This is a genomic window from Bradyrhizobium sp. UFLA03-84 (assembly GCF_002289535.1).
Classification (GTDB): Bacteria; Pseudomonadota; Alphaproteobacteria; order Rhizobiales; family Xanthobacteraceae; genus Bradyrhizobium; species Bradyrhizobium viridifuturi.
Genome location: NZ_NSJY01000003.1, coordinates 293,069 through 316,817 on the forward strand (window position 1 = coordinate 293,069; position 23,749 = coordinate 316,817).

At 64.9% G+C, this 23,749-nt stretch carries 20 protein-coding genes; 12 read left to right on the plus strand and 8 right to left on the minus strand.

All coding sequences use genetic code 11. The annotated features are described in order from the left end of the window. The first annotated feature begins 45 nt into the window (after positions 1-45). The 3 genes from hisC to CK489_RS01430 all read left to right on the plus strand — a co-directional run bounded on the left by hisC (position 46) and on the right by CK489_RS01430 (position 2,752). Positions 46-1,143, plus strand: a complete 1,098-nt coding sequence (gene hisC / locus CK489_RS01420) for a histidinol-phosphate transaminase (protein ID WP_095731183.1) — start codon at positions 46-48, stop codon at positions 1,141-1,143. A gap of 4 nt (positions 1,144-1,147) precedes the next feature. Continuing rightward, complete coding sequence (locus tag CK489_RS01425) at positions 1,148-2,080, plus strand: prephenate/arogenate dehydrogenase family protein (RefSeq protein WP_095731025.1); 933 nt, start codon at positions 1,148-1,150, stop codon at positions 2,078-2,080. A gap of 255 nt (positions 2,081-2,335) precedes the next feature. After that, the gene (locus tag CK489_RS01430) at positions 2,336-2,752 is read left to right on the plus strand and encodes a VOC family protein (protein WP_095731026.1); all 417 of its coding nucleotides are present in this window, start codon (positions 2,336-2,338) and stop codon (positions 2,750-2,752) included. 198 nt (positions 2,753-2,950) lie between these two features. On the opposite strand, the gene CK489_RS01435 is transcribed toward CK489_RS01430, so the two are convergent. After that, a complete protein-coding gene (locus CK489_RS01435; RefSeq protein WP_095731027.1) occupies positions 2,951-4,000 on the minus strand; it encodes an IS110 family RNA-guided transposase in 1,050 nt (349 codons plus the stop codon). A gap of 383 nt (positions 4,001-4,383) precedes the next feature. Between CK489_RS01435 and CK489_RS01440 the strand changes: the two genes are divergently transcribed. After that, entirely contained in the window at positions 4,384-5,217 is an 834-nt protein-coding gene (locus CK489_RS01440; RefSeq protein ID WP_095731028.1) for a hypothetical protein, read from the plus strand. A 77-nt stretch (positions 5,218-5,294) separates the two neighbouring features. Here CK489_RS01440 and CK489_RS01445 read toward each other — a convergent pair whose 3' ends face one another. From CK489_RS01445 to CK489_RS01455, 3 genes are all read right to left on the minus strand, one after another. Then, entirely contained in the window at positions 5,295-6,284 is a 990-nt protein-coding gene (locus CK489_RS01445) for a Bug family tripartite tricarboxylate transporter substrate binding protein (RefSeq protein WP_095731029.1), read from the minus strand. Positions 6,285-6,365: 81 nt separating this feature from the next. Continuing rightward, on the minus strand, positions 6,366-6,875 hold the full coding sequence (locus CK489_RS01450; protein ID WP_095731030.1) for a hypothetical protein: 510 nt from the start codon (positions 6,873-6,875) through the stop codon (positions 6,366-6,368). A gap of 261 nt (positions 6,876-7,136) precedes the next feature. Next, positions 7,137-8,705 carry a hypothetical protein gene (locus tag CK489_RS01455; RefSeq protein WP_245350218.1) on the minus strand — a complete coding sequence of 523 codons (1,569 nt, stop codon included), beginning with the start codon at positions 8,703-8,705 and terminating at the stop codon, positions 7,137-7,139. Positions 8,706-9,082: 377 nt separating this feature from the next. Between CK489_RS01455 and CK489_RS01460 the strand changes: the two genes are divergently transcribed. Then, on the plus strand, positions 9,083-9,508 hold the full coding sequence (locus tag CK489_RS01460) for a GFA family protein (RefSeq protein ID WP_095731032.1): 426 nt from the start codon (positions 9,083-9,085) through the stop codon (positions 9,506-9,508). A 9-nt stretch (positions 9,509-9,517) separates the two neighbouring features. Here the strand turns inward: CK489_RS01460 and CK489_RS01465 are convergent, their stop codons facing one another. Next, complete coding sequence (locus tag CK489_RS01465; protein WP_095731033.1) at positions 9,518-10,705, minus strand: DUF2125 domain-containing protein; 1,188 nt, start codon at positions 10,703-10,705, stop codon at positions 9,518-9,520. 187 nt (positions 10,706-10,892) lie between these two features. Here CK489_RS01465 and CK489_RS01470 point away from each other — a divergent pair, with 187 nt between their 5' ends. The 6 genes from CK489_RS01470 to CK489_RS01495 all read left to right on the plus strand — a co-directional run bounded on the left by CK489_RS01470 (position 10,893) and on the right by CK489_RS01495 (position 19,746). Next, entirely contained in the window at positions 10,893-11,477 is a 585-nt protein-coding gene (locus CK489_RS01470; RefSeq protein WP_095731034.1) for a gamma-glutamylcyclotransferase, read from the plus strand. A gap of 105 nt (positions 11,478-11,582) precedes the next feature. Then, a complete protein-coding gene (locus tag CK489_RS01475; protein ID WP_158226395.1) occupies positions 11,583-13,379 on the plus strand; it encodes a caspase family protein in 1,797 nt (598 codons plus the stop codon). 57 nt (positions 13,380-13,436) lie between these two features. Then, complete coding sequence (locus CK489_RS01480) at positions 13,437-14,183, plus strand: ankyrin repeat domain-containing protein (protein ID WP_095731184.1); 747 nt, start codon at positions 13,437-13,439, stop codon at positions 14,181-14,183. Between the two features lie 154 nt (positions 14,184-14,337). After that, positions 14,338-17,640, plus strand: coding sequence for an efflux RND transporter permease subunit (locus tag CK489_RS01485; protein ID WP_095731036.1), 3,303 nt, complete (start codon positions 14,338-14,340; stop codon positions 17,638-17,640). A gap of 58 nt (positions 17,641-17,698) precedes the next feature. Beyond that, a complete protein-coding gene (locus tag CK489_RS01490) occupies positions 17,699-18,163 on the plus strand; it encodes a peroxiredoxin family protein (protein ID WP_050629510.1) in 465 nt (154 codons plus the stop codon). Between the two features lie 101 nt (positions 18,164-18,264). Further along, positions 18,265-19,746 (plus strand): aldehyde dehydrogenase, encoded by a 1,482-nt coding sequence (locus CK489_RS01495; protein WP_095731037.1) that lies wholly within the window; start codon positions 18,265-18,267, stop codon positions 19,744-19,746. Positions 19,747-19,812: 66 nt separating this feature from the next. On the opposite strand, the gene CK489_RS01500 is transcribed toward CK489_RS01495, so the two are convergent. Beyond that, positions 19,813-21,042: an MFS transporter gene (locus tag CK489_RS01500; protein ID WP_095731038.1), complete on the minus strand. Its 1,230-nt coding sequence runs from the start codon at positions 21,040-21,042 to the stop codon at positions 19,813-19,815. 129 nt (positions 21,043-21,171) lie between these two features. Here CK489_RS01500 and CK489_RS01505 point away from each other — a divergent pair, with 129 nt between their 5' ends. Next, positions 21,172-22,086, plus strand: a complete 915-nt coding sequence (locus CK489_RS01505; RefSeq protein ID WP_050629465.1) for a LysR family transcriptional regulator — start codon at positions 21,172-21,174, stop codon at positions 22,084-22,086. 34 nt (positions 22,087-22,120) lie between these two features. Here the strand turns inward: CK489_RS01505 and CK489_RS01510 are convergent, their stop codons facing one another. Together CK489_RS01510 and CK489_RS01515 are read right to left on the minus strand one after the other, a co-directional pair. After that, the gene (locus CK489_RS01510; protein ID WP_050629464.1) at positions 22,121-22,879 is read right to left on the minus strand and encodes a lysophospholipid acyltransferase family protein; all 759 of its coding nucleotides are present in this window, start codon (positions 22,877-22,879) and stop codon (positions 22,121-22,123) included. Between the two features lies 1 nt (position 22,880). Continuing rightward, positions 22,881-23,600 carry a YdcF family protein gene (locus CK489_RS01515; RefSeq protein ID WP_095731039.1) on the minus strand — a complete coding sequence of 240 codons (720 nt, stop codon included), beginning with the start codon at positions 23,598-23,600 and terminating at the stop codon, positions 22,881-22,883. Between the last annotated feature and the right edge of the window lie 149 nt (positions 23,601-23,749).

The window sequence follows — 23,749 nt, forward strand, 5'->3', positions numbered from 1 at the left end:
AAGACCTGAAGTCAGAACTGGCCATCTGTATATCCGGAGTAGATGATGTCCCGCCCTGTGCCGAACCCCGGCATCCTCGATATTGCGCCCTACACGCCCGGCAAGAGCCCGGTGCCGGAACCGGGCCGCAAGGTGTTCAAACTGTCCGCCAACGAGACGCCGTTCGGGCCGTCGCCGAAGGCGATCGCCGCCTACAGGGCCGCGGCTGACCATCTCGAGGACTATCCGGAGGGCACCTCGCGGGTGCTGCGCGAGGCGATCGGCCGGGCCTACGGGCTCGATCCCGACCGCATCATCTGCGGTGCCGGCTCCGACGAGATCCTCAATCTCCTGGCGCACACCTACCTCGCGCCCGGCGACGAGGCGATCTCGACCACCCACGGCTTCCTGGTCTACCCGATCGCTACCATGGCGAACGGCGCCAGAAACGTGATCGCGGCCGAAGCCAACTTCACCGCCGATGTCGACGCCATCCTCAAGGTGGTGACGCCGCGCACAAAACTGGTCTGGCTCGCCAACCCGAACAATCCGACCGGCACCTATATCCCGTTCGACGAGGTCAAGCGGCTGCGCGCAGCCCTGCCCGCGCATGTGCTGCTGGTGCTCGACGCCGCCTACGCCGACTACGTCTCGCGCAACGATTACGAGCTCGGCATCGAGCTGGTCGCGACCACCGACAACACGGTGGTGACGCACACCTTCTCCAAGATCCACGGCCTTGCCGCGCTGCGGGTCGGCTGGATGTTCGGCCCGGCGCATATCGTCGATGCCTGCAACCGCATCCGCGGCCCGTTCAATGTCACGACGCCGGCGATGCTGGCGGCGGTGGCAGCGATCGAGGACACTGCGCATGTGCAGATGTCGCGAACCCACACCGAACGGTGGCGCAACTGGCTGACCGAGGAGATCGGCAAGCTCGGGCTGAAGGTGACGCCGAGCGTCGCCAATTTCGTGCTGATCCACTTCCCGACCGACAAGGGCAGGACCGCGGCGGAAGCCGACGCTTATCTCACGCGGCGCGGCCTCGTGCTGCGCGCGCTCAACAATTACAAGCTGCCGCATGCGCTGCGCATGACCATTGGCACCGAGGAAGCCAACCGCCTCGTGGTCGAGGGGCTGCGCGACTTCCTGGCCGGAAAGTGACGACGTGACCACGGCTCCGCTCTTCAACCGCATCGCGCTGATCGGCTTCGGCCTGATCGGCGGCTCGATCGCGCGCGGCGCGCGCGCGCAGGGCCTCGTCGGCGAGATCGTCACCACCGCGCGCTCGGAGAAGTCCCGGGCGCGCGTTGCCGAGCTCGGCATCGTCGATCGCGTCGTCGCGACCAATGCCGAAGCGGTCAGGGATGCCGATCTCGTCATCCTCTGCATCCCCGTCGGCGCCTGCGGCCCGGTCGCGGCCGAGATCGCCGCACATCTGAAGCCCGGCGCCATCGTCTCCGACGTCGGCTCGGTGAAGGGCGCCGTGGTCAAGGACATGGCGCCGCATCTGCCCGCTGGTGTGCATTTCGTTCCCGCGCATCCCGTCGCCGGCACCGAGAACTCCGGTCCGGACTCCGGCTTCGCCGAGCTGTTCATCAACCGCTGGTGCATCCTGACGCCGCCCGAAGGCACCGACCCCGCCGCGACCGACCGGTTGCGCGCGTTCTGGGCCGCGCTCGGCGCCAAGGTCGAGATCATGACGCCGGACCATCATGACCTCGTGCTGGCGATCACCAGCCATCTGCCGCATCTGATCGCCTACACCATTGTCGGCACCGCCGACGAGCTGGCGCAGGTGACGGAGTCCGAGGTGATCAAGTTCTCCGCCGGCGGTTTCCGCGACTTCACCCGTATCGCGGCCTCCGACCCGACGATGTGGCGCGACGTGTTCCTCGCCAACAAGGACGCCGTGCTCGAGATGCTCGGCACCTTCACCGAGGATCTGTCGAAGCTCACCCGCGCGATCCGCCGCGGCGACGGCGAAGCGCTGTTCGAGCACTTCACCCGCACCCGCGCCATCCGCCGCGGCATCGTCGAGATCGGCCAGGACTCCGCCGCGCCCGACTTCGGCCGCCCGCACGCGAATTTGAAGAAGTAAGCGGGCTCTCTCCATTCGTCGTCCCGGCGAAAGCCGGGACCCGTATGCCACAGCAGATGTCGTAAACGGGACTCGGCGTTGCAGCGTCGCGCAACAATGACCATCCGTGGTTATGGGTCCCGGCCTTCGCCAGGACGACTCCGAATTGCGGTTCTGAGCTGCCCATCGGGTTGCTTTTTCGCAGCTCCTGCCGTCATTCCCGAGTTGCCCGAAGGGCTGTAAGCTGACGCGGCATCGATGACAGGGAGCCATCAGATGATACTCAGTCCGGATCATGTGACGATCGCGGTGGCAGACGCCGGCCCGGCGATCGCATTCTTCGCGCTGCTTGGTTTCAAAAAGACTCACGTCGCTACTATCGACGGTGGCGTTCCCGCCCGGTACATGGGCATGCCGGCGATGAAAGCGCAGCACATCACCCTCGCACTCGAAGGAGCAGGTTTCGAGATCCAGCTGCTCGCGTTCGACCCGCCCCCGGGGACCGATCCGGGCGTGCACCCGACCAATCTGCGAAAACTCGGCTTCAATCACCTCGCCTTCCGCGTCGACGACATCGAGGCGGCCACCGCGCATCTGGTGGCCAACGGTGTAAAGATGCTGAGCGAGGAGATGGACTACATCAGCCGAAATGTATGGTCCACTCCGTCCGTGCAAGGCTTTTCGGTCTCGTAACGAGCACAGTCTGCTTAAATGTATCCGGCCTCTCGCGAGTGAGCTGCGGTTGCAGCCAGGCCAAGATGAGATACGCGCGCGCTGTTCCTGGATAGCTTCGTCGTGCTGGAGCACGCTTTCGGCAGGAAGGCTTACAGTGCGCCGATCAACTGTCTCGTCATCGTTTCCTCGAGCCTCGCAGTCTGTCGACCTAGAACTCTACGCCACCGTGGGATCACGGCGTTCGTAGGTTGCTCCCGGCCGATTGAGAATCACCCATGCGACGCGAGCGATCTTTGCTGCCAATGCAACCGTGACTTTGTTGATGTGCATGCGCTTCTGCAAGGTGTCGATCCAGGCGCCGAGCCGGTCTCGGCTGCGATCAAGGTGGATGACACAGGATCGTGCGCCGTGGATGAGCAAGCGCCGCAAGTAGCGGTTCCCTCGGCGGCTGATTCCCAGCAGTGTCGTCTTTCCGCCAGTGGAATGCTGTCTTGGGACGAGGCCCAGCCAAGCTGCCATGTCTCGTGCCGTGCGGAACTGCCGACCGTCTCCAGCCGAAGCCAGGATTGCGGTGGCGATGAGTGGGCCGATGCCGGGTACGGTCATCAGCCGTCGAGATCGCTCGTCCTGTGCAGCATTTGCTTCAATCTCACGGGTGACTTCGGTGATCCGCTCTTCGAGATGGCGCAGATCGCCGAACAGATCTCCCAGCAGCCGGCGCATCATCGGCGTCAGGTCGTTTTCCTCGTTGGCCAGTACTCGCGGCATGTCTGCCTTGAATTTACCCACACCCTGATGGATTGCGACGCCGAACTCGATACACAGCGCTCGCATCTGGCAGATCAGCCGGGTTCGCCCGGTTACCATGCGGTCGCGGATACGGTGAAGCGCTTGCAGCTCCGCCTGCGTCTCCGTCTTGATCTCAACAAAGCGCATGGTCGGCCGCGTGACAGCCTCGGCGATCGCAGCCGCGTCGATCACGTCGTTCTTATTCGACTTGACATAGGGCTTCACAAATTGGGCCGGAATGATGCGAACACGATGCCCAAATGTCTGCAGGTGACGTGCCAGCCATTGTGAACCGGGGCAGGCCTCCATACCAATCAGCGCTGGTTGAGCCTCTCTAAAGAACTGCAGCAGCTTATCGCGTCGGAATTTCCAGTTGCCGATAATCGCGCCATCGGCATCGGCTCCTGCGATGTGGAAGACGTTCTTGCCAAGATCGACTCCATAGACCGCCACGTTCGTTGGTTCGCGATTTGCCATGACCACTCCTCCTTGTCTGCACCGCCATTGTTGCACTGGGAGGACGGAGTGGACCATCCCATTAGCTCCGGCTGTTCGAGGGCCCCGAGGGCATCACCTTCGAGTTGGTGCAGCGGGACGATTGAAACTCCGCACATTCTGCAGCTCGGACGGGTAGAGCGAAGCGAAACCCATCGCCTCACCCGTGAACGTAATTGAAGTCTTCGCTGCGCTCTACCCATTCTAGGGTAGCTAAGCCGGCACCGGCCGAGCGATGGGACGGCTAGTAACAGATCACCAATGGGAAATACACGCTGGGCGTGCATTGCCGCTTCGGATAGGCTAGAACTCAAACGCAGCGGGCCGCGCCTTTGACTCCGTTCGCGCTATTCATTGGTCATAGCATGAAGATCGTAAGAATAGTTTTTTCTTTGTTCGTCGTAGGCTTCGTCGTTGCCTTGATGAAGGGAGAACTCCGGCATTTGATGGATCACGGTTTCTGGCCTGGATTGGCCGGTGTGCTCATTTGCGTCGGCATAATTGTCGTGATGATGGCCTTGAACGCTCGCGCCCAGAAGCGCGCCAGGGCTGAAATCTCCGCTCAAACAGGTAGAGCGCCGAGACGCAGTCGGTCTGAAAATCTTACTAAAATAGGCAAGCTCCTCGCGGAGTATCCCGGACCTGTCACGTTGACCCCTTCGCGGCTCAAGTGGTGGGTAGTGATGATGCTGAGCGCCGTGATGACTGCCGCATCTATCTTTGTCTGCGTCATTGCATTTTTGAGTCTTCAGGCCGGCAACAAGGGTGCCGGTGTTGGCATAGGAATGTCTATGCTTGGCGTAGCCTTTTTCGGCTTTGGAGTTGTGATGTCCGCCCGCACTCTGCAGGTCGGAGCTCTGCAGCTCGACAGCAATGGATTTCGAGTCACTCTCTTTGGACGAAATCAATATCTCTGGGCGGAAGTGTCCGACTTCCAGCCATATCGCTTCAAGTCCTCGTCGGGTGTCCAATTCGAGGCGATAAGGCCTCGTTCGCGCTACATTAGCGCTGCAAACGCAAGCCTCGGATTTTCGAACGACAGGCTTCCCGATACTTACGGTTTGGAAGCAGAAGAACTGGCCGACCTCATGGAGGCATGGCAAAGCGCCGCGCTCGATGGTCACGCAGACAAGCAGCCGCTGGCTCCTGCGATTTCCAGCGCCGCGAAACCCATCACTGGCGTCGCGGAGGGCCGTTGATGGGTTCGCGGAGTTTATCAACGGGTCCGCACCTTGCGCGGCCCCGTTAGCTCTACCCATTCTACGGTTCAGGATCTCTACGCCGGCGGCAGGCCGAGCGATTGCGCGGCCTCCATCCAGACCGGCAGCTCGCGCTGATACAGCGCATTGCTCTCCTTGGAGCCGATCGCGGGTTCCAGCACGAAGGTCGCGAGCACCTCCTTCACCTTGGTATCGTTGTTGGCTGCGACGCAGAGTTCGGAGAGCCGGTCGACGATCGGCTGCGGTGTCGCCTTCGGCAGCGCCCAGCCCGAGAAGCCGCTCACGGTGAAGAATTTCGAGGTCGCGCCCTGTTCGGGCAGGGTCGCAATTTCGGGGATCACATCGACCTTCTTGGAGTGCACTCCGAACACGACACCGCGGTTGCTCTGCAGGACGCTCTGCGCCGCGGTGTAGCTGCCCATCGCGACGTCGAGCGTGCCTTCCGCCAGGCCTGTCCACATCGGCGCTTCACCGCGATAATGGATCGGCTCGATATTGAGGCCGTATTGCTTGTTGAGCTCGTTGATCGTCATGTGCGGGGCGGAGCCCGCGCTGTAGGTGCCGAAGTTTATCTTGCCGCTGCTCCGCGCATGGGCGACGAATTCCGCCAGCGTCTTGACGCCGAGTTTCGGGCTCGCGACCAGCAGGAGGCCGGCGCCAGGAATGACGCTGACCAGCGTCAGATCCTTGTCCATGTCGTAGCCAGGATTCTTCATCATCGCCCGGTTCATGACATAGGTGGTCGAGATCGAGCACAGGATGGTGTGCCCGTCAGGCGCTGATCGCGCCACTTCCGCGGCGCCGATCGAGCCGGAGGCGCCGGCCTTGTTCTCGATGACGACGGTTTGCCCGACCTGCCTCGCGATGAATTCGCCGAACGCGCGCGCCAGCAGGTCGGTCTGCCCGCCGGCCGGGTAGCTGCAGATCATGCGGATTTGCCGCGATGGCCAGGCCGCCTGCGCCGAGGCCCCGCGCGACAGCAGTGGCATTGCGGCGGCGGCTGCTCCGGCGGCGATGACGTGACGGCGGCTGATCTTCGCTGGCATCTTGGTCCCTCCCCGATTTTTCAGCGAGGGTAGCGCATCGGCCGATCTCAGCTACGGGACAGATTGGCGCAGCGGGCTCGCTCAGCGTCGCAACCGTTGATCCCTGATCGGTCCCGCCGATATCGGCCCAACCTTCTGCATCAGCCGCTGGCGGCCGACGAGGCCTGCGGTTGCCAGCATGACGGCGCCGCCGAACCACCATGAGCCGATCACGAATTCCCAGGCCCGCGGCGGGATCTCGTCGAAGATGATGCCGTAGACCGACACCAGCGCCGCCAGCGCCGCGAGGAAGCTGCCGCCCGCACTCATGAGCTCGACGGCATCGATGCGCCCGGTCGCGCGCAAAGCGGGCCTTGGAATATCGATTCCGAGATAGAAGCCGACGGCACCGATCACGATCGTCGTCACGATGAAGGCAAGTGTCCCGAACAGAACGACGTGCCCCTTCGCGAGCTGGGCGGCGACGAAGGTGCCGGCCATGGCACCGGCCATCGCCAGGCCCGTTCGCTGCAATACATGCGCCGCGCGGCTGACCATCATCAACTCGCGGGCGATCACGGCCCGCTGCTTCGGCCTGGTCACGATCCTCATGTGCGGTCTCCTTTCCTGCGAAGCCCCCTCTCCCCGTTCTCACGGGGAGAGGGTTGGGGTGAGGGGCCGCTTCCGCAGATGCGGTGAGCGTTGCGCTTGCGGAGACTCCCCCTCACCCGGATTGCATCTCCGATCCAGCGTAGCTGAGCTCCGCTTCGGCGTTCTTGAGAACGGCCGCCGAAGGCGGCCTCTGTCTCTCCCCGCATGCGGGGCGAGGTGCAGCGGAGCCTGCTGCCCGACCCGAAGTCACGTCTTCCCGCCCTAGAACGGGTAATAGCGGATCTGCGACATGATGATGTGGTCGTCGGTCCTCGGCGCACCGCCGACACCTTCGAAGGCAAAGCGCTGGTTGTAGGAGTACTGGACGCCGGCCTTGATCGCCCCGTAATTGCCCTTGAAGATCGTGTCGTAGAAGCCGACCGTATATTGCCTGACCTCCGAGGTGTTGCCGTTACAGGTCGCCGTCGGCGAGTTCTCGATGTTGCAGCCGAGATTGTTGTAGAGCGGATTGCCGTAGCCGAACGGCACCGAGCCGACATTGGAGAACGTCGCCTTGGTCTTCTCGAGGCCGGCATAGGCGTAGAGATCGAGCGACGGCGTCGTGTGCCAGACCGTGCCGAGCAGGAACGCCGTGATCGGCAGCGGCTGGATCGAGCCGTCCTGGCGCAGCGTCGCGTCCGGGAATGGCGTCGCGGTGAAGCGGCCGAGCGCGCCGTGTGACGCCGAGCCCTGCAACTCCAGGAGCTTTGGCACGATCTCCGCCGAGAAATGCCCGCCGAAGCTCACCGTGTTGACGTCGTGGTTGGCGAAGTTGAAGTGGTCGTAGAAGTCGCGATACATCGCCCAACCCTCGAGATGCAGCTTGTAGGGCCCGAGCCGCGGATCCCACGCCCCCTTCACGGTGAAGTCAGGCACGTGGTTGAGACTGACGTTGTTGGCATTGTTGAAGAAGCTGCCGCCCGGACCGGTGAGGTTGACGAGGACATTCGGGTTCAGCACGCCCTGCGGACCGACCGCGGGCGTCCCGACCAGCGGCGCGTTGCCACCGAAGAACGAGGTCTGCGCATTTTCCGCCGAGAAGGCGAGCTTGAACTCGGGCCCGAAATCCTGCCAGACGCGAACGCCGGGCTGGCGCGCCGCGAGGAAGCCCGGCACCGATTCGAAATCGATCACACCGGGGGCATCGACTCCGCGCGGATCGATGCCGGCCTTGCTCGGCGCATTCAACGACCAGCTCTGGCCGGCAAGGAAATGCAGACCGAGATCGGTGCGCGCGATCTCGATGCTGGCCTGGCGCAGCCGCGGGTTGAACGAGTTGGTCGCGACGGAATTTGCGGTCTGCGCCGCGCCTTCGAGGTCGAGTTCGCCATAGCCCGCGACGTGCGTGTCGGCGAACACATCGGCTTCCGCGAGCAGCGAGAACCGGCTCTGGCGCGCGGAGAAACGCGTTTCGTCGGTGTTGAAGTTCTTGCTCTGCCGGAACGGAATGAAGTTGTAGACCGAGCCGGTGTCGGAGGCGAGATTGCGGCTGCGATAGATGCCGGTGAGATCGACCCAGCCGCCGAAGGTGAAGGTGACGCCCTTGTAGCAGAGCTTGCCCGATGCGCAGGGATCGAACGGTATCGGCGCCTTCGCCGCCATCTGGGTGTTCTGCATGGCGCTCTGCCTTGCCGCCAGCGCCTCCTCCTTGCGCGCCTGCGCTTCCATCTTCTGCTCGAGCTGTTTGAGGCGCGTCTTCAACGCCTTCAGCTCCGACGCATCGTCGTCCGCCAACGCTGAACCTGCCGACAACAGCATGCTGCCGAGCAGAATTCCCCCGAGAACTCGCATCGCTTCCTCCACACGAGGTTGTTTCCTCAGGCGAGAGAGAGCGGTACTCGGGGAATGATATTCGCGGCGGCCCGCAATATTGCGGTCACGTTTTTCTCATCGCTGCCGCGGGAATAGTTTGCCGTGATGAACGATATCACGCGCGAGGGATCAATGAATCGTGGGGCGCATCAGCGAAGCGTGATCCACTGCACTGTCGGCGCTGAAGGACGGCGGATTGCGCGTTGCGGCTAATGCGCCCTACGAAGCGACAACACCGACGTCGCGCCTTCGCGTGAGTTTTTCTCGCGCTATGCGCGAGTTTTTACCGGGTTGTCCGGTTCGGATTTTGGCGATACGTCCATGTCGTGATCAGGCGATCAACAGGGGCACGCAACATGGCTGACGACACGAGCATTCGGACCGGCCAGTGCCATTGCGGCACCGTGCGTTTCGAGGTGGCGCTCAGCGACGGCTTCAACTCGATCCGCCGCTGCACCTGCTCCTACTGCCGCATGCGCGGCGCCGTCGTCGCCATGGCCGAGATGGGCGGGATCAGATTCCTGCAGGGCGAGGACGCGCTGACGAGCTACCGCTTCCATAGCGGAACGGCGCAGCACTTCTTCTGTTCCCGCTGCGGAATCTACACCCATCATCAACGGCGCTCCGACCAGAACCTCTATGCCGTCAACGTCGCTTGCCTCGACGGGGTCAGCCCGTTCGATTTCCCCGACGTGCCGGTCATGGACGGCGTCAACCACACCAACGACACCGGCAAGCCAACGCGTCGCGCCGGAACGCTCCGCTTCATCCCGGCTGACTGAGCGCGCTGCTCAGAACAGCGGCGGGATCTGCGCGACTTTCAGCGGGCCCAAGAACACCGCGCCGTCGGCGAAGCGGAGCGGGAAGCTGCGCGCCTTCTTGCCTTCGAGCGTGGCCTCGGTGCCGAGCGAATTGATCCCGGCCGAGATGCCGGCATTGGCGTTCTGCTTGATCACCTTGCCGAGGCCGGGAATGGCGCGGTCCAGCGCGCCGAACAGATTGCTGAGGTCCTGGCTCTTCACGCCCGGCGCAACGCGATCGAGCGTTGCCTGCGGCACGCCGTCCTCCAGCATCTTGTCGATGCCGAGCGCGGGGATGACGCGGTCGAGGCCCGCGACCGTCATCTGCAGCTCGCCCTCGATGCGGCCTTGCGCGTTGAGGCGCAGCGTACCGGCCGCGACCGAGAGCACATCGCCCTGCTCGATCCGCGACTGCTGGATCTCGACGCTGCCGCCGGCGGCCTGGATCTCGCGGAAGCGATCCGGCCACGGCTTCGGCGAGAAATCCTTCAACCCGTTCAGCCGCGCGTGGATGTCGGCGTTGAACGGCTGGGTGAGCAGCGGATGCACCTCCTGCAAGGTGCCGCCATTGATCTGGAGCACGGTCTCGATCGCCGGGCTGTCAGGAGCCGAGCCGTCGACCTGCCGTCCGTGCAGTTCGATGTGATTGACCCGCATCAGCGGCGTCGGCGCGGGGCCGCCGGTGCGGTCGATCGCGAGATTGTCGAACACCAGCGAGGCGCGCTGCGGCACCGCCGGCAAGCCGACCACGCTGCTGCGGCCGAGGCTCCAGTTCACCGACAACGTCGGCTGCGCATTGCGCTCGGCGATCGTCGCCGGGCCCTTGAACTCCGCGATCACCAGCTTGGGATCATAGACCTGCGCGACGACCAGGATCTCGGCGAGCCGCGCCACGAACGCCATTTGCGGCGAGGCGGTCTGTGACACCAGCATCACGCTCGGATCGGTGCAGCGGACTTCGAAGCGGAACGGGTAACCTGCCACCGAGCGCTTGTCGCAATCATAGACCCGGCCCGCCTTCGCCTCCTGCGCACGCCAGGCATCGGCCTGCACGCCGACCTGCGAGGCGGCGAAGAACCAGAAGCCGCTCCACAGCACCGCGGCGATCAGGACCGCGACGGGGACGGCATAGAGGCCGAAGCGCGAGCGGCGGCGGGGGGCGGAGGTCAAATCGGACATGCGGCGTCCTTTGGAGCGCGAATTTGTCAAAATCTAAGCGGCAGCAAGCCGCGGGCAAGCCTCACGCAACCTTCACGCAACCCTTCTGCGACCCTTCTGCAACCCTTGCGCAACTCTTGCGCAACTCTTGGAAACATCACGGAATCTGCTTCGCTTCGACGGCCCGTTCTGCTAGCCCATCTGCGCGATGTCAGCAAATCCCCCCCATTCCGAAACCGACGGCGACCTCTGGGTGTTCGGCTACGGCTCGCTGATGTGGAAGCCGGGCTTCGAGTTCCTCGAGCAGGTGCCGGCACGGCTGATCGGTGAGCATCGCGCGCTCTGCGTCTATTCGTTCGACCACCGCGGCACGCCGGAGAAGCCGGGCCTGGTGCTCGGGCTCGACCGCGGCGGCGCCTGCCGCGGCATCGCATTCCGCGTCGCCGCCCGCCAGCGCCACGACACCATCGCCTATTTGCGGGCGCGCGAGCAGACCACCAACGTCTATCGCGAGGTGATGCGCTCGGTATGGCTGGAGAACGCGGCGCGCGATCGCGTCTCTGCGCTCGCCTATGTGGTCGACCGCGGCCATGTGCAATATGCCGGACGGCTGTCGCTGTCCGAGCAGCTGCGCCTGGTGCAGCAGGGCCACGGCCGTTCCGGCAACAACCGCGACTATGTGCTCTCGACCGTGGCCTCGATCGAGAAGCAGGGGCTTCGCGACGCGCAGCTGCACCAGCTCGCGGTCATGCTGCATGATTCGGGCTCCTTGCATCGCGACGCACGCGGCTGATGGGCTCGAACCGGGCCGGGGCGCGGAACCCGGCTCGCGAATTCCTGCCACGGCGCGAACAACATTGTGGTCTCAATTTCCGGTCGCTGGAATGGAATGACCGGAATGCGCCCCTCACTGCCCAAGCTCGCCGCACTCGGCCTGCTGTTGCTGTTCACCACACCATCCTATGCCGGTTTGAGAGAGGACGCTGCGGCGTGCGACGCCAAGGATCCGCACCCGGAGCTCGCGATCCCCGCCTGCACCCGCCTGATCGCGGCCAATCCCAGGGGACGCGACCTTTCGATCACCTATTACAACCGCGCGCTCGCCTGGCATAACAAGGGCGATCTGGAGAAGGCCAAGGCCGATTACGATCAGTCGATCACGATCAATCCGTCGTTTGCGCCCTCCTATGGCCAGCGCGCCAAGGTCTATCTGCAAAACCAGGACTACGACCGCGCGCTGAGCGACTTCGACCGAGCGATCCAGCTCAAGCCCGCCGGTCCGTTCAGCGCCGGCTGGTTCAACAACCGCGCCGAGCTGTTCGTCGCCACCGGCGATTATGATCGCGCGCTTGCCGATTACGGCAAGTCGATCGAGCTCGATCCCAACTCGTGGTACGCCTATGTCAATCGCGCGCTGGTCTATGATTTCAGCGGCAAGGACCGGCTCGCGGCGCTGCATTGCCAGCAGGCGATCAAGCTCGCGCCGCGCGCGGCCGGCCCCTATTATTGCCGCGCCGTCATCGAGATCAGCGCCGGCGATCTCGACAATGCCGCGCGCGATGTCGACCGCGCGATAGCGATCCAGGACGGGCAGGCTGAGTTCTACTCGCTGCGCGGCCTGACGCTGGCCGGCAAAGGCGAGCTCGATCAGGCCATGCGCGACTACGACCACGCCACGCAGCTCAATGCCCAGGGCGCGTTGAATTACGCGCGGCGGGGCCTCGCCGACGAGAAGAAGGGCGATATCGACGCCGCGCGCGCCGACTTCCGCCACGCGCTCGACGTCATCGGCCTCGATCAGCTCGACCGCACCCAGGGCCAGCGCGTCGCCCGGGACGGCCTGCAACGGCTGGATAAAATTGCCAGCACGGACAAGAGCGTCGTCGCAGATCACGGCGCGGCCAAGCCGGCAACCGCGGTCGCCGCGGCCATTCCGATCGCGCCGGTCGGTGGCGGGCAGAAGACAACGACGACGGAGCGGCGCGTCGCCCTGGTCGTGGGCAATTCGAAATACCGCTCGGTGCCGGTGCTGCCGAACCCCGGCCAGGACGCGGCCGCGATCGCCGAGACGCTGCGGGCTGTGGGCTTTCAGGATGTGCGCCTCGTTACCGACGCGACGCGGGACAGCCTTGTCGAAGCCCTCAAGTCCTTCGCCAACGCGGCCGACGGCGCCGACTGGGCGGTGATCTACTATGCCGGACATGGCATGGAGATGGCGGGTGAGAATTATCTCGTCCCGGTCGACGCGAAGCTTGCGACCGACCGCGACGTGCCGTACGAGGCGGTCGCGCTGACCCAGGTGATGGGCGCCACCGAAGGTGCGCGCAAGCTGCATCTCGTCATCCTCGATGCCTGCCGCGACAATCCGTTCGCCAACCAGATCAAGCGCACCGTCGCGTCGCGCTCGATCGGCAGGGGGCTGGCCCAGGTCGAGCCCGACAGCGGCACGCTCGTCGTCTACGCCGCCAAGCACGGCCAGGTCGCGCTCGACGGCGACGGCGGCCACAGCCCGTTCGTGACCGCCCTGATCAAGCGCATGCAGACGCCGCGGATCGAGATCCGCAAGCTGTTCGACCTCGTGCGCGACGACGTCATGGCCGCGACGGACCGCCGGCAGCAGCCCTTCAGCTACGCCTCGGTGCCGGGAAGCGAGGATTTCTACTTCACCGGCGCGAGCCAGAATGCGGCGAAATAGGCCGGATGCCGGCCAGCGGCGTGCGGGATTTGCAAGAGGCGGATGATGAGCACCGAGATGCCGAGATTGCAAAGCGATGACCCGCTTGCCGTCGAGCTGACGGCAGCGCTCAAGGCCGGTGAGGCCGAACGCCTCCGCACGCTGCTCGCATCCCATCGCGAACTTGCGGGCTGCGTGGTCGAGGATGCGAAGGGCGGCGGGCGAAGCCCGCTGCACCTGTTTGCCGACTGGCCGGGTCACAACCCCAATGCGGCTGCGATCGTGCAGATCCTCTCCGCAGCCGGCGCCGATCTCGACGCGCCGGCGGCTGCAATGTGGCATCGGGAAACGCCGCTGCACTGGGCCGCCAGCAATGACGATGTCGCGCTGATCGATGCACTGCTCGATGCCGGCGCCGATATCGAGCACGAGGGCTCATCGATCGACGGCGGTCCAGCGCTGTCGTCGGCTGTCGGTTACGGCCAATGGGCGGCGGCACGGCGGCTGGCCGAGCGCGGCGCGCGAACACAGCTGTGGCACGAGGCGGCGCTCGGCATGATGCCCGAGATCGTCCGTCGGCTCGGGACCGCGCCCCTCCCGGCCGGAGAGCTCTCGGGACCGTTCTGGAATGCCTGCCATGGCGGCCAACTCGCCGCGGCAAAATATCTGCTCGAGCACGGGGCCGACCTCAACTGGCCCGCTCCCTGGACCGGGCAGACAGCGCTCGACATCGCGGAGCAGGCGGAGCATCGCGAGGTCGTGGCCTGGCTGCTGGAGCGTGGCGCCGTCCGCGCAAAGCAGGGCTCCGGGCCGGACGCCAGCTGAACGGCTCGGATAGATCGCGCCGCAAATCCGATCGTGGTTTGGTCGCAACCCGGCAAATCGCGGCAGGTGTATGGCAGCGCCCTGTGACATTTAGGCTTTTGCATCGTGGCGCGGACGGATAGAAGCTCATCCGCAAACATCGCTCGCTGATGCAATGAACCTCTCCGCCCCCTTTGTCCGACGGCCGGTCGGCACCACGCTGCTGTCGCTTGGACTTGTGGTGGCGGGCATCATTGCGTTCTTCAAGCTGCCGGTGTCGCCGCTGCCCGACGTCGACATCCCGACCATCATGGTGCAGGCGACGCTGCCCGGCGCCAGCCCGGCCGATGTCGCTTCCACCGTGGCGAGCCCGCTGGAACGGCACCTCGGCCAGATCGCAAGCGTCACCGAAATGACCTCGGTGTCCTCGCTCGGCTCCGCGCGCATCACGCTGCAATTCGACATTGACCGCGACATCAACGGCGCCGCGCGCGACGTGCAGGCGGCGATCAACGCGGCGCGCGCCGACCTGCCGACCAACCTCCGCGCCAATCCGACCTACCGCAAGTTCAACCCGGCCTCGGCGCCGATCCTGATCTACACCCTGACCTCGGACACGCTGACGCCGGCCGAGCTCTATGACGCCGCCTCGACCGTGCTGGCGCAGAAACTGTCGCAGGTCGAGGGCGTCGGCGAGGTCTCGGTCGGCGGCGGCTCGCTGCCCGCGGTGCGGGTCGAGCTGATCCCGCCGGCGCTCTACAAATACGGCATCGGGCTCGAGGACGTCCGCGCCGCGCTCTCGAGCGCCAATGCGCACAGCCCGAAGGGCGGCATCGACGTCGGCGACCAGCGCTACCAGATCTACGCCAACGACCAGGCCCGCAAGGCGGCCGACTACAAGCCGCTGGTCGTCGCCTACCGCAACGGCGCGGCGGTGCGGCTGACCGACGTCGGCGACGTGATCGATTCGGTGGAGAATGTGCGCACGCTCGGCCTTGCCAACGGCAAGCCGGCCGTCGTGATGATCGTGTACCGGCAACCGGGCGCCAACATCATCAAGATGGTCGACAATGTGAAAGGGCTGATGCCGCAGCTCAAGGCCTCGGTCTCGCCCGCGGTCGACATCACGCTCGCGATGGACCGCTCGAAGACGATCCGGGCCTCGCTGCACGATGTCGAGATCACGCTCTTGATCGCGGTCGCCCTGGTGATCCTGGTGGTGTTCGCCTTCCTGCGCAATGCGCGGGCGACGCTGGTGCCTGTGGTGGCGGTCGGCGTGTCGCTGATCGCGACCTTCGCCGTGATGTACCTGCTCGGCTACACGCTCGACATCTTCTCGTTGATGGCGCTGACGGTGGCGACGGGCTTCGTGGTCGACGACGCCATCGTGGTGCTGGAGAACATCACCCGCCACATGGATGCGGGGCTGTCGCGGCTGGAGGCGACGCTGGTCGGCACCCGCGAGGTCGGCTTCACCGTGCTGTCGATGAGCGTGTCGCTGATCGCGGTATTCGTGCCGATCCTCTTGATGGGCGGGCTGGTCGGCCGCCTGTTCCGCGAATTCGCCATGACCATCACGATCGCGATCGTGATCTCGCTGGTGGTCTCGCTGACCACGACGCCGATGATGTGCTCGGTGCTGCTGCGCAAGGAGGGAGACCAGTCGCATGGCCGGGTCTACCGGATCAGCGAGCGCGTGTTCGAGCTGCTGCTGGGCGGTTACCGCGCGACGCTCGGCCTCGCGCTGCGCCATCCGCTCTTGGTGATGCTGATCCTGGGCTCGACGCTCTATCTGAACTTCCATCTCTACCGGGTCGTGCCCAAGGGCTTCGTGCCGCAGCAGGATACCGGGCTGCTGGTCGGCTCGATCCAGGCCGACCAGAGCACCTCGTTCCAGCTGATGAAGCAGAAGCTGACCCAGTTCATCGACATCGTGAAGTCGGATCCGGCGGTCGATACCGCGGTCGGCTTCACCGGTGGCGGCGGCGTCGGCCCGGGCGGCACCAACACCGGCACCGTGTTCGCCTCGCTGAAGCCGATGGGCGAACGCAACCTGCGCGCCGACAAGGTGATCGAGCGGCTGCGCGAGCCGTTGGCGAGCGTGGCCGGCGCCACCCTGTTCCTGCAATCGATCGGCGATCTCGGCGCCGGTGGGCGCTCGGGCAACGCGGCGTATCAATACACGCTGAAGGGCTCGACCTTCGAGGAGCTGAACGAGTGGACGCCGAAGCTGGTCGCCGCGCTGCAGAAGGAGCCGACCCTCGCCGACGTCAACAGCGACCAGCAGAACAAGGCGCTGCAAGCCAATCTGGTGATCGATCGCGACGCCGCTTCGCGGCTCGGGATCACGGTCAGCCAGCTCGACAACACGCTCTATGACGCATTCGGGCAGCGCCAGGTCTCGACCATCTTCGTCGCGCGCAACCAGTATCACGTGATCATGGAGGTGGCGCCGCGCTTCTCGCAGGACCCGCAGACCCTGAAGGAGGTTTATATCTCGACCTCGGGCGGGTCGGCGACCGGCACCCAGAGCACCAATGCGGTGGCCGGGACCGTGGCCTCGTCCTCGCAGAAGAGCTCGCTCAACTCGATTGCCGCCAATGTGGTGCGCAATCAGGCGACCAACTCGATCGGCGCTACCGGCAAGGGCGTCGCCTCGACCGGAACCGCGGTCTCGACCAACGCCGAGACCATGATCCCGCTGTCGAGCGTCGCGCGCTTCGAGCATGGCGAGACGCCGCTCGCGGTCAACCACCAGGACCTCCTGGTGTCCAGCACCATCTCCTTCAACCTGCCGCCGGGCGTCTCCTTGAGCACCGCGACCACCACGATCGAGAATGCGATGCACGCGATCAACATGCCGGCGGGCATCAATGGCGGGTTTGCGGGCTCCGCGAAGATCTTCCAGCAGGCGCTGGCGAACGAGCTGTTCCTGATCCTTGCCGCGCTGGCGACGATCTACATCTCGCTCGGCATGCTCTATGAGAGCTACATCCACCCGCTGACCATTCTCTCGACCCTGCCCTCGGCCGGCGTCGGCGCGGTCGCGGCCTTGATGCTGTCGCACACCGATTTCGACATCATCGGCATGATCGGGGTGATCCTGCTGGTCGGCATCGTCAAGAAGAACGCGATCATGATGATCGACTTCGCGCTCGACGCCGAGCGCCAGCGCGGGCTGTCGTCGCGCGATGCGATCTACGAAGCCTGTCTGATGCGCTTCCGCCCGATCATGATGACGACGCTCGCCGCGCTGTTCGGCGCGGTGCCGCTGATGATCGGGCTCGGCGAAGGCAGCGAGCTGCGCCAGCCGCTCGGCATCGCGATCTTCGGCGGATTGATCCTGAGCCAGATCCTGACGCTCTACACCACGCCGGTGGTCTATCTCTATCTCGACCGCGCCAGGCTCTGGACCCAGCGCCGCCGCGCCGCCCGCCGCGCACGGCGGGCAGCAGCGGCAGGCGCCGCCGGTCGTTGACACATCGGCGTCGATCTTGCCAACCTGACGCGAAGTGGCAGGCGCAAGGAACCAGGCCGTGACTCCAGCACCGGAAATCGCAGCATCCCGCTGGTTCAACAGCGAGCCGCTGACCCTGGCGGCGCTGCGCGGCCGCCCGGTGCTGCTGCACGCGTTCCAGATGCTGTGTCCGGGCTGCGTGTCGCACGGCACCCCGCAGACCCAGCGCGCCTTCGAGCTGTTCAAGCATTCCGACCTGCAGGTGATCGGGCTGCACACCGTATTCGAGCACCATGCGGCGATGACGCCCGTGTCGCTGGAAGCCTTTATCCACGAATACCGGCTGACCTTCCCTATCGGCGTCGATGAGGCCGGCGACGGCACGCCGATCCCGGTCACGATGCAGCGCTACGGCATGCAGGGAACCCCGACCAGCATCCTGATCGGTCGCGACGGCAACATCGTGCATCACGGCTTCGGCCAGCAGAGCGACATGGCGCTCGGCGCGATCATCGCAGCCGAGCTTGCCGCACCGCACGGCTGAGGCCCGAGCAACCCCGTTCACGCAGCCGCGTTATGACGGCGTCGCGCGAGGCATGATACCGTTTGGCCAACCAGAACCAGCGTCTCTTGCGGGAGGATCTCATGAAGACCTATCAGCTCTACATCAACGGCCAGTATGTCGACCCGGCCAATGGCGAGTGGTTCGAATCGATCGATCCCTATCGCGGCGAGGCCTGGGCCAAAATCCCGCGCGGCACCGCCGCCGATGCCGACAAGGCGGTGAAGGCCGCCAACGAGGCGATGTGGAATGGACCGTGGGCCAAGATGACGGCCTCTGCCCGCGGCAAGGCGATGCGCAAGCTCGGCGACCTCGTCGCGGCCAATGCCGAGCGGCTCGCCGAGATCGAGGTGCGCGACAACGGCAAGCTGATGGCCGAGATGCTGGGCCAGCTGCGCTACCATCCGGAGTGGTGGTGGTATTTCGGCGGTCTGGTCGACAAGCTCGAGGGCGGCCTGGTGCCGATCGACAAGGCGGAGACGTTTGCCTACACGACGCATGAGCCGGTCGGCGTCGTCGCGGCGCTGACCGCGTGGAATTCGCCGCTGCTGTTCGTCGCCTGGAAATGTGCCGCCGCGCTCGCGGCCGGTTGCGCCGTGGTCGTCAAGCCCTCGGAATTCACCTCGGCCAGCACGCTGGAATTCGCCGAGCTGACGAAAGAAGCCGGGATTCCCGACGGCATCTTCAACGTGGTGACCGGCTTCGGCCCCGAAGCAGGCTCGGCGCTGATCTCGCATCCCGGCGTCGCCAAGATCACCTTCACGGGGTCGGACACGACAGGCGCAAAGGTCTACGAGACCGCGGCCAAGAGCCTGAAGCGCGTTTCGCTCGAGCTCGGCGGCAAGTCGCCGAACATCGTGTTCGAGGATGCCGACCTCACGGCGGCTGCGGCCGGCGCGATCTCAGGCATCTTCGCCGCCACGGGGCAGACCTGCATCGCCGGATCGCGCCTCCTGGTGCAGAGCTCGATCAAGGAGAAGTTCGTCGCGCGCGTATTGGAGCTCGCGAAGTCCGCCAAGATCGGCGATCCCATGCAATCAGACACCAATGTCGGGCCGATCACGACACCCGCGCAGTACAAGAAGGTGCTCGACTACATCGACATTGCAAGAGCCGAAGGCGCACGCTGCCTGCTCGGCGGCAAGCCTGCTTCCGGCGACGGCATCAAGGGCGGCCAGTTCGTCGAGCCGACCATCTTCACCGATGTCGACAACTCGATGCGGATTGCGCGCGAGGAGGTGTTCGGGCCGGTGCTGTCGATCATCTCCTTCGACACCGAGGAAGACGCCATCCGCATCGCCAACGACACCATCTATGGCCTCGCCGCCGGCATCTGGACCAAGGATCTCGCGCGTGCCATCCGCGTGCCGAAGCAGCTGCGCGCCGGCACGGTGTGGGTCAACACCTACCGCGCCATCAGCTACATGATGCCGTTCGGCGGCATGAAGTTCTCCGGCGTCGGCCGCGAAAGCGGCATCGACGCGGTGCGCGAATATCAGGAGACCAAGAGCGTCTGGATCTCGACCGCGACCGACGTGCCGGCCAATCCGTTCGTGATGCGGTGAGCAAGCGCTATGCTTCACCTCTCCTCGCCGAGGGGAGGTGAAGCACGCATTCGCCAAGACGTTGCGTCACGCAGCCGGACTTGCCGACGCACAAGACGTGCATTGCGTGCCGACTTTTGCCCTGCGGCGAAGCGCTCCGACCAGAATCACTAGCGACGAGAGAGCAAGGATGACGGCGCTGAACAGGAAGGTGGCGCGATAGCCGCTACTGTCGAAAAGCACGCCACCACCCGCGGCACCCGCCGTGATGGCGAGCTGGATCACCGCGACCATCAGCCCGCCGCCTGCTTCAGCGTCATCGGGCAAGGCCTTGCTCAACCAGGTAAACCAGCCAACGGGCGCCGCAGTGCCGATGAAGCCCCACAGGAACATCAGCGCCGTCGTTGCGCCAAGCGAGCCGCCCAATGCCGTGAGGGCAACGGCAATCACGGCCATTACGAACGGCATCAATACAAGGAACGTATAAAGGCGGTCGCGGATAACAAGGCCGATCAGGGTCGTACCGACAAGACCGGCAACGCCCATCACGAGCAGCAGAGCCGAAATGGTCGTGACATCGACGCGCGTGACCGTCTCGAAGAATGGCCGCAAATAAGTGAAGAGCGCGAACTGCCCGAGGAAGAACAGCCCCGCCGCGAGCATGCCGTACGGCACTCCGGGCCGTCGCAGCACCTTGAATGCCGCCGTCGCGCTCGCCCGTTCATGGCTCGGCATCCTGGGGAGGGCGACGAATTGCCAGAGCAGCGTCAGCGCCGCGATCGGCACGACGCAAAAGAACGCGCCGCGCCAACCGATATACTGGCCAAGAAAGCTACCAAGCGGCGCGGCGATCGTCGTCGCGAGCGCATTGCCACCATTGAGGATCGCGAGCGCGCGCGGCACATCGGCGGCTGGCACGATGCGGATCATCGTTGCGGCGGACATCGACCAAAAGCCTCCAACGACCATGCCGACCAACGCACGCCCGACCATGAAAACCGTGTAGGTGGGCGCAAACGCGACGACGACGCCGGAGATCAGCATGACGCCGGTCAGCCACAGCAAGACGGCCCGCCGATCGGCGCCGCGCGTTGCGGCCGAAATGAAAAGGCTGGTCAGGATGGCGAAGAAGCCGGACACGGAAATGGCTTGCCCGGCCTGTCCTTCAGTCAACTCAAGGCCTGCTGCAATCGGCGTGAGCAAGCTCACGGGCATCCACTCGGTTGCAACGAGGGTCGAGGCGCAGAGTGCAAGCGCGAAGACGGCGCTCCACGCGGTCATTGGTTGCATTGTCTTTTGATCGATTGTGGCGTCCATCGAGCATCCATGTTCAGAGAGGCGCCCGCGTCGGCGCTGTTCGCGGTCACACATAGAGCGCGGCACGACGTTCGATTAGCCGCTATAATTCGCTTGCATTAATCGACCTGGGCCATGAATACTGGCGCCATGGCAAGCCAGGATTTCAACGACTTACTGGCCTTCGTGGCGGTCGCCCGCGAGCGCAGCTTCACCAAGGCCGCTGCCAAGCTGGGCGTCGTACAGTCGACGCTCAGCCACACGATCAAGCGCCTCGAGATGCAGATGGGGCTGCGGCTTCTCACGCGCACGACGCGCAGCGTCGGCCTCACCGAGGCGGGCGAGCGCCTTCAACAATCGCTTGCGCCGCGCATCGAAGAGATCGAGCGCGATATCGCGGCGCTGATGTCGCTGCGCGACACGCCATCGGGTACCATCCGGATCACGCTTTCGGACCACGCGCTGCAGACCGCCGTCTGGCCGAAGCTGTCGCCGGTCCTGAAGAGATATCCGGATATCCAGGTCGAGTTCAGCGTCGACACGGGATTCCGCAACATCGTCAAGGACGGCTTCGACGCCGGCGTCCGGCTCGGCGAGAGCGTGGAAAAGGACATGATCGCGGTGCGCATCGGCCCCGATTGGCGGCTGGTCGCGGTCGCTTCACCCGCCTATCTGAAGGAACATCCCCGACCCAAGCGTCCACAGGACCTCGTCAACCACGTCTGCATCAAGCGGCGCCTGGCAGCGGGCGGTCACTATGTGTGGGAGTTCGCCAAGAATGATGCTGAACTCCGGGTACGCGTCGAGGGGCAAATGACCTTCAACGACTCGCACGCGATGATCGATGCCGCCGTGAAAGGCTTCGGCATTGCCTATCTTCCCGAAGACATGGCCGCGCAGCATGTGCGGTCGGGAGAGTTGGTTGTCGTGCTTGACGATTGGTCGCCGAAGTTCGACGGCTATTTCATCTACTACCCGACGTCCCGGCAGAACTCGGCTGCATTCAAGGTGATCGTCGATGCGCTACGGCACCATGACATCCGGCGGCAAGAAAAGCGCGGCTAGCGGCGCCGAACGTCGCCGTCCACGAGATCGCGCCCTACTCCGTCGCATCCGGCACGCCACCAAAAAGCTTCGCCTGCTCGGCGCGGCCGGCGTCGACGATGCGGGTGGTGGCGGTTTCGATCTCGTCGCGCAGGCGGGTCATGAACTCGTCGCGCGGCAGCCCGGGCGGCAGCGGATCGAGGAATTCGACCACCAGCGTGCCGGGGTAGCGCATGAAGGTGCGGCGCGGCCAGAACAGCCCGGAATTGAGCGCGATCGGCAGGCACGGCACGCCGCTCTCGGCATAGATCTGCGCGACGCCGGCCTTGTAGTTCGGCGCGGCGCCGGGCGCAGTGCGGGTGCCCTCGGGGAAGATCACGAGCTGGCGGCCGAGCTTCACCTCGGCTGCGGCGCGCTTCAGCGTCTTGACCAGGGAACGCGGTCCGCCGCCGCGCTCGACCGAGATCATGCCCACTTTCTTCAGGTACCAGCCGAACACCGGGATCATCATCAGCTCGCGCTTGAGGATGAACAGTGGGTGCTCGAAGAAGCGCACTAGCGCAAACGTCTCCCAGAACGACTGGTGCTTGGAGGCGACCACCAATGGTCCCGGCGGGATCTTTTCGACGCCGCGGAACTCGATCCGGATGTTGCAGATCACGCGCATCAGGAACAGGCTGATATTGGCCCACAGGGCTTCCAGCGCCATCAGCGCGCCCCGCGGCAGCAGCAGCGCCGGCAGCGCGACGATGCAGAGCAGCACCAGCACCAGATAGAACAGCACGTTGAAGATCAGCGAACGCAGGAAGATCATTTCAGTCCTTGTTTGACGCCTGCGCCGTCGCCGGGCGGCGCGGCGTGGCTGCCGGCTCGCCGAGATCGGAGGTCAGGTCGAGGCCGATATCGGCCAGCCGCACCCGCATCTCCGCGGCGACATATTTGGCGTATTCCGATAGCAAGAGACGGAACGTTCCGCCACTCGTCCACCACGGCTCGTCGCGCCATTTGTCGCCGACCACCGCGAACGGGATCAGCGTGACATCCGGCATCGCATGCGACAGTTCCACGATCGCGCGCGGCATGTGGTAGTTCGACGTCACCACGATCAGCGACCTGAAGCCGCGCTCGTGGACCCAGCGCCGCGTCTCCGCCGCATTGCTGCGGGTGTTGACCGCCGAGCGGTCGAGGTCGACGCAGCAGCGCATCAGCCCCTGGCTGTCCGGCACCGAGCGGGAGATGTCGCTGGCGTCGTTGGTCGGGTGCACGCCGGAGATCAAGAGACGCTTGCCGTAGCCGGCCGCCAGCAGCTCCATCGCGTCCGAGACCCGCGACGAGCCGCCGGTCAGCACCACGATGCCGTCGGCATTGTGCGGCGGGTCGGTCTCGACGCCGCGCAATTGCGACAGGAAGCCGATGAAACCGACCGCGGCGGCGACGAACGCCAGCGCCAGCGACGCGACGATGGCGGCGCGCAGCCAGCCGCGCGGGCGCGCGGCATAGCCATTCGGCGACGTATCGTCGGACTGCAAACTCATGTGATGCGGCTACCCTTCCCCCCGGCGATTTTAGAACATGATCCGGAAAAGTGGAAACCGGTTTTGCCGCGGCTGGACCTGCGCGAATGCACGCCGGATCACACTCAACCCGCGAATTGCGACCACGAAATCGGCGCCATCATTGCGAT

What these genes read in the sequence shown, in the direction of transcription:
- CK489_RS01510 (WP_050629464.1), bottom strand. Translation starts at nt 22,879, where the DNA reads ATGATCTTCCTGCGTTCGCTGATCTTCAACGTGCTGTTCTATCTGGTG.
- CK489_RS01440 (WP_095731028.1), top strand. Translation starts at nt 4,384, where the DNA reads ATGAAGATCGTAAGAATAGTTTTTTCTTTGTTCGTCGTAGGCTTCGTC.
- CK489_RS01460 (WP_095731032.1), top strand. Translation starts at nt 9,083, where the DNA reads ATGGCTGACGACACGAGCATTCGGACCGGCCAGTGCCATTGCGGCACC.
- CK489_RS01515 (WP_095731039.1), bottom strand. Translation starts at nt 23,600, where the DNA reads ATGAGTTTGCAGTCCGACGATACGTCGCCGAATGGCTATGCCGCGCGC.
- CK489_RS01505 (WP_050629465.1), top strand. Translation starts at nt 21,172, where the DNA reads ATGGCAAGCCAGGATTTCAACGACTTACTGGCCTTCGTGGCGGTCGCC.
- CK489_RS01485 (WP_095731036.1), top strand. Translation starts at nt 14,338, where the DNA reads ATGAACCTCTCCGCCCCCTTTGTCCGACGGCCGGTCGGCACCACGCTG.
- CK489_RS01475 (WP_158226395.1), top strand. Translation starts at nt 11,583, where the DNA reads ATGCGCCCCTCACTGCCCAAGCTCGCCGCACTCGGCCTGCTGTTGCTG.
- CK489_RS01445 (WP_095731029.1), bottom strand. Translation starts at nt 6,284, where the DNA reads ATGCCAGCGAAGATCAGCCGCCGTCACGTCATCGCCGCCGGAGCAGCC.
- CK489_RS01500 (WP_095731038.1), bottom strand. Translation starts at nt 21,042, where the DNA reads ATGGACGCCACAATCGATCAAAAGACAATGCAACCAATGACCGCGTGG.
- CK489_RS01470 (WP_095731034.1), top strand. Translation starts at nt 10,893, where the DNA reads ATGTCAGCAAATCCCCCCCATTCCGAAACCGACGGCGACCTCTGGGTG.
- CK489_RS01495 (WP_095731037.1), top strand. Translation starts at nt 18,265, where the DNA reads ATGAAGACCTATCAGCTCTACATCAACGGCCAGTATGTCGACCCGGCC.
- hisC (WP_095731183.1), top strand. Translation starts at nt 46, where the DNA reads ATGTCCCGCCCTGTGCCGAACCCCGGCATCCTCGATATTGCGCCCTAC.
- CK489_RS01465 (WP_095731033.1), bottom strand. Translation starts at nt 10,705, where the DNA reads ATGTCCGATTTGACCTCCGCCCCCCGCCGCCGCTCGCGCTTCGGCCTC.
- CK489_RS01480 (WP_095731184.1), top strand. Translation starts at nt 13,437, where the DNA reads ATGCCGAGATTGCAAAGCGATGACCCGCTTGCCGTCGAGCTGACGGCA.
- CK489_RS01455 (WP_245350218.1), bottom strand. Translation starts at nt 8,705, where the DNA reads ATGCGAGTTCTCGGGGGAATTCTGCTCGGCAGCATGCTGTTGTCGGCA.
- CK489_RS01435 (WP_095731027.1), bottom strand. Translation starts at nt 4,000, where the DNA reads ATGGCAAATCGCGAACCAACGAACGTGGCGGTCTATGGAGTCGATCTT.
- CK489_RS01450 (WP_095731030.1), bottom strand. Translation starts at nt 6,875, where the DNA reads ATGAGGATCGTGACCAGGCCGAAGCAGCGGGCCGTGATCGCCCGCGAG.
- CK489_RS01430 (WP_095731026.1), top strand. Translation starts at nt 2,336, where the DNA reads ATGATACTCAGTCCGGATCATGTGACGATCGCGGTGGCAGACGCCGGC.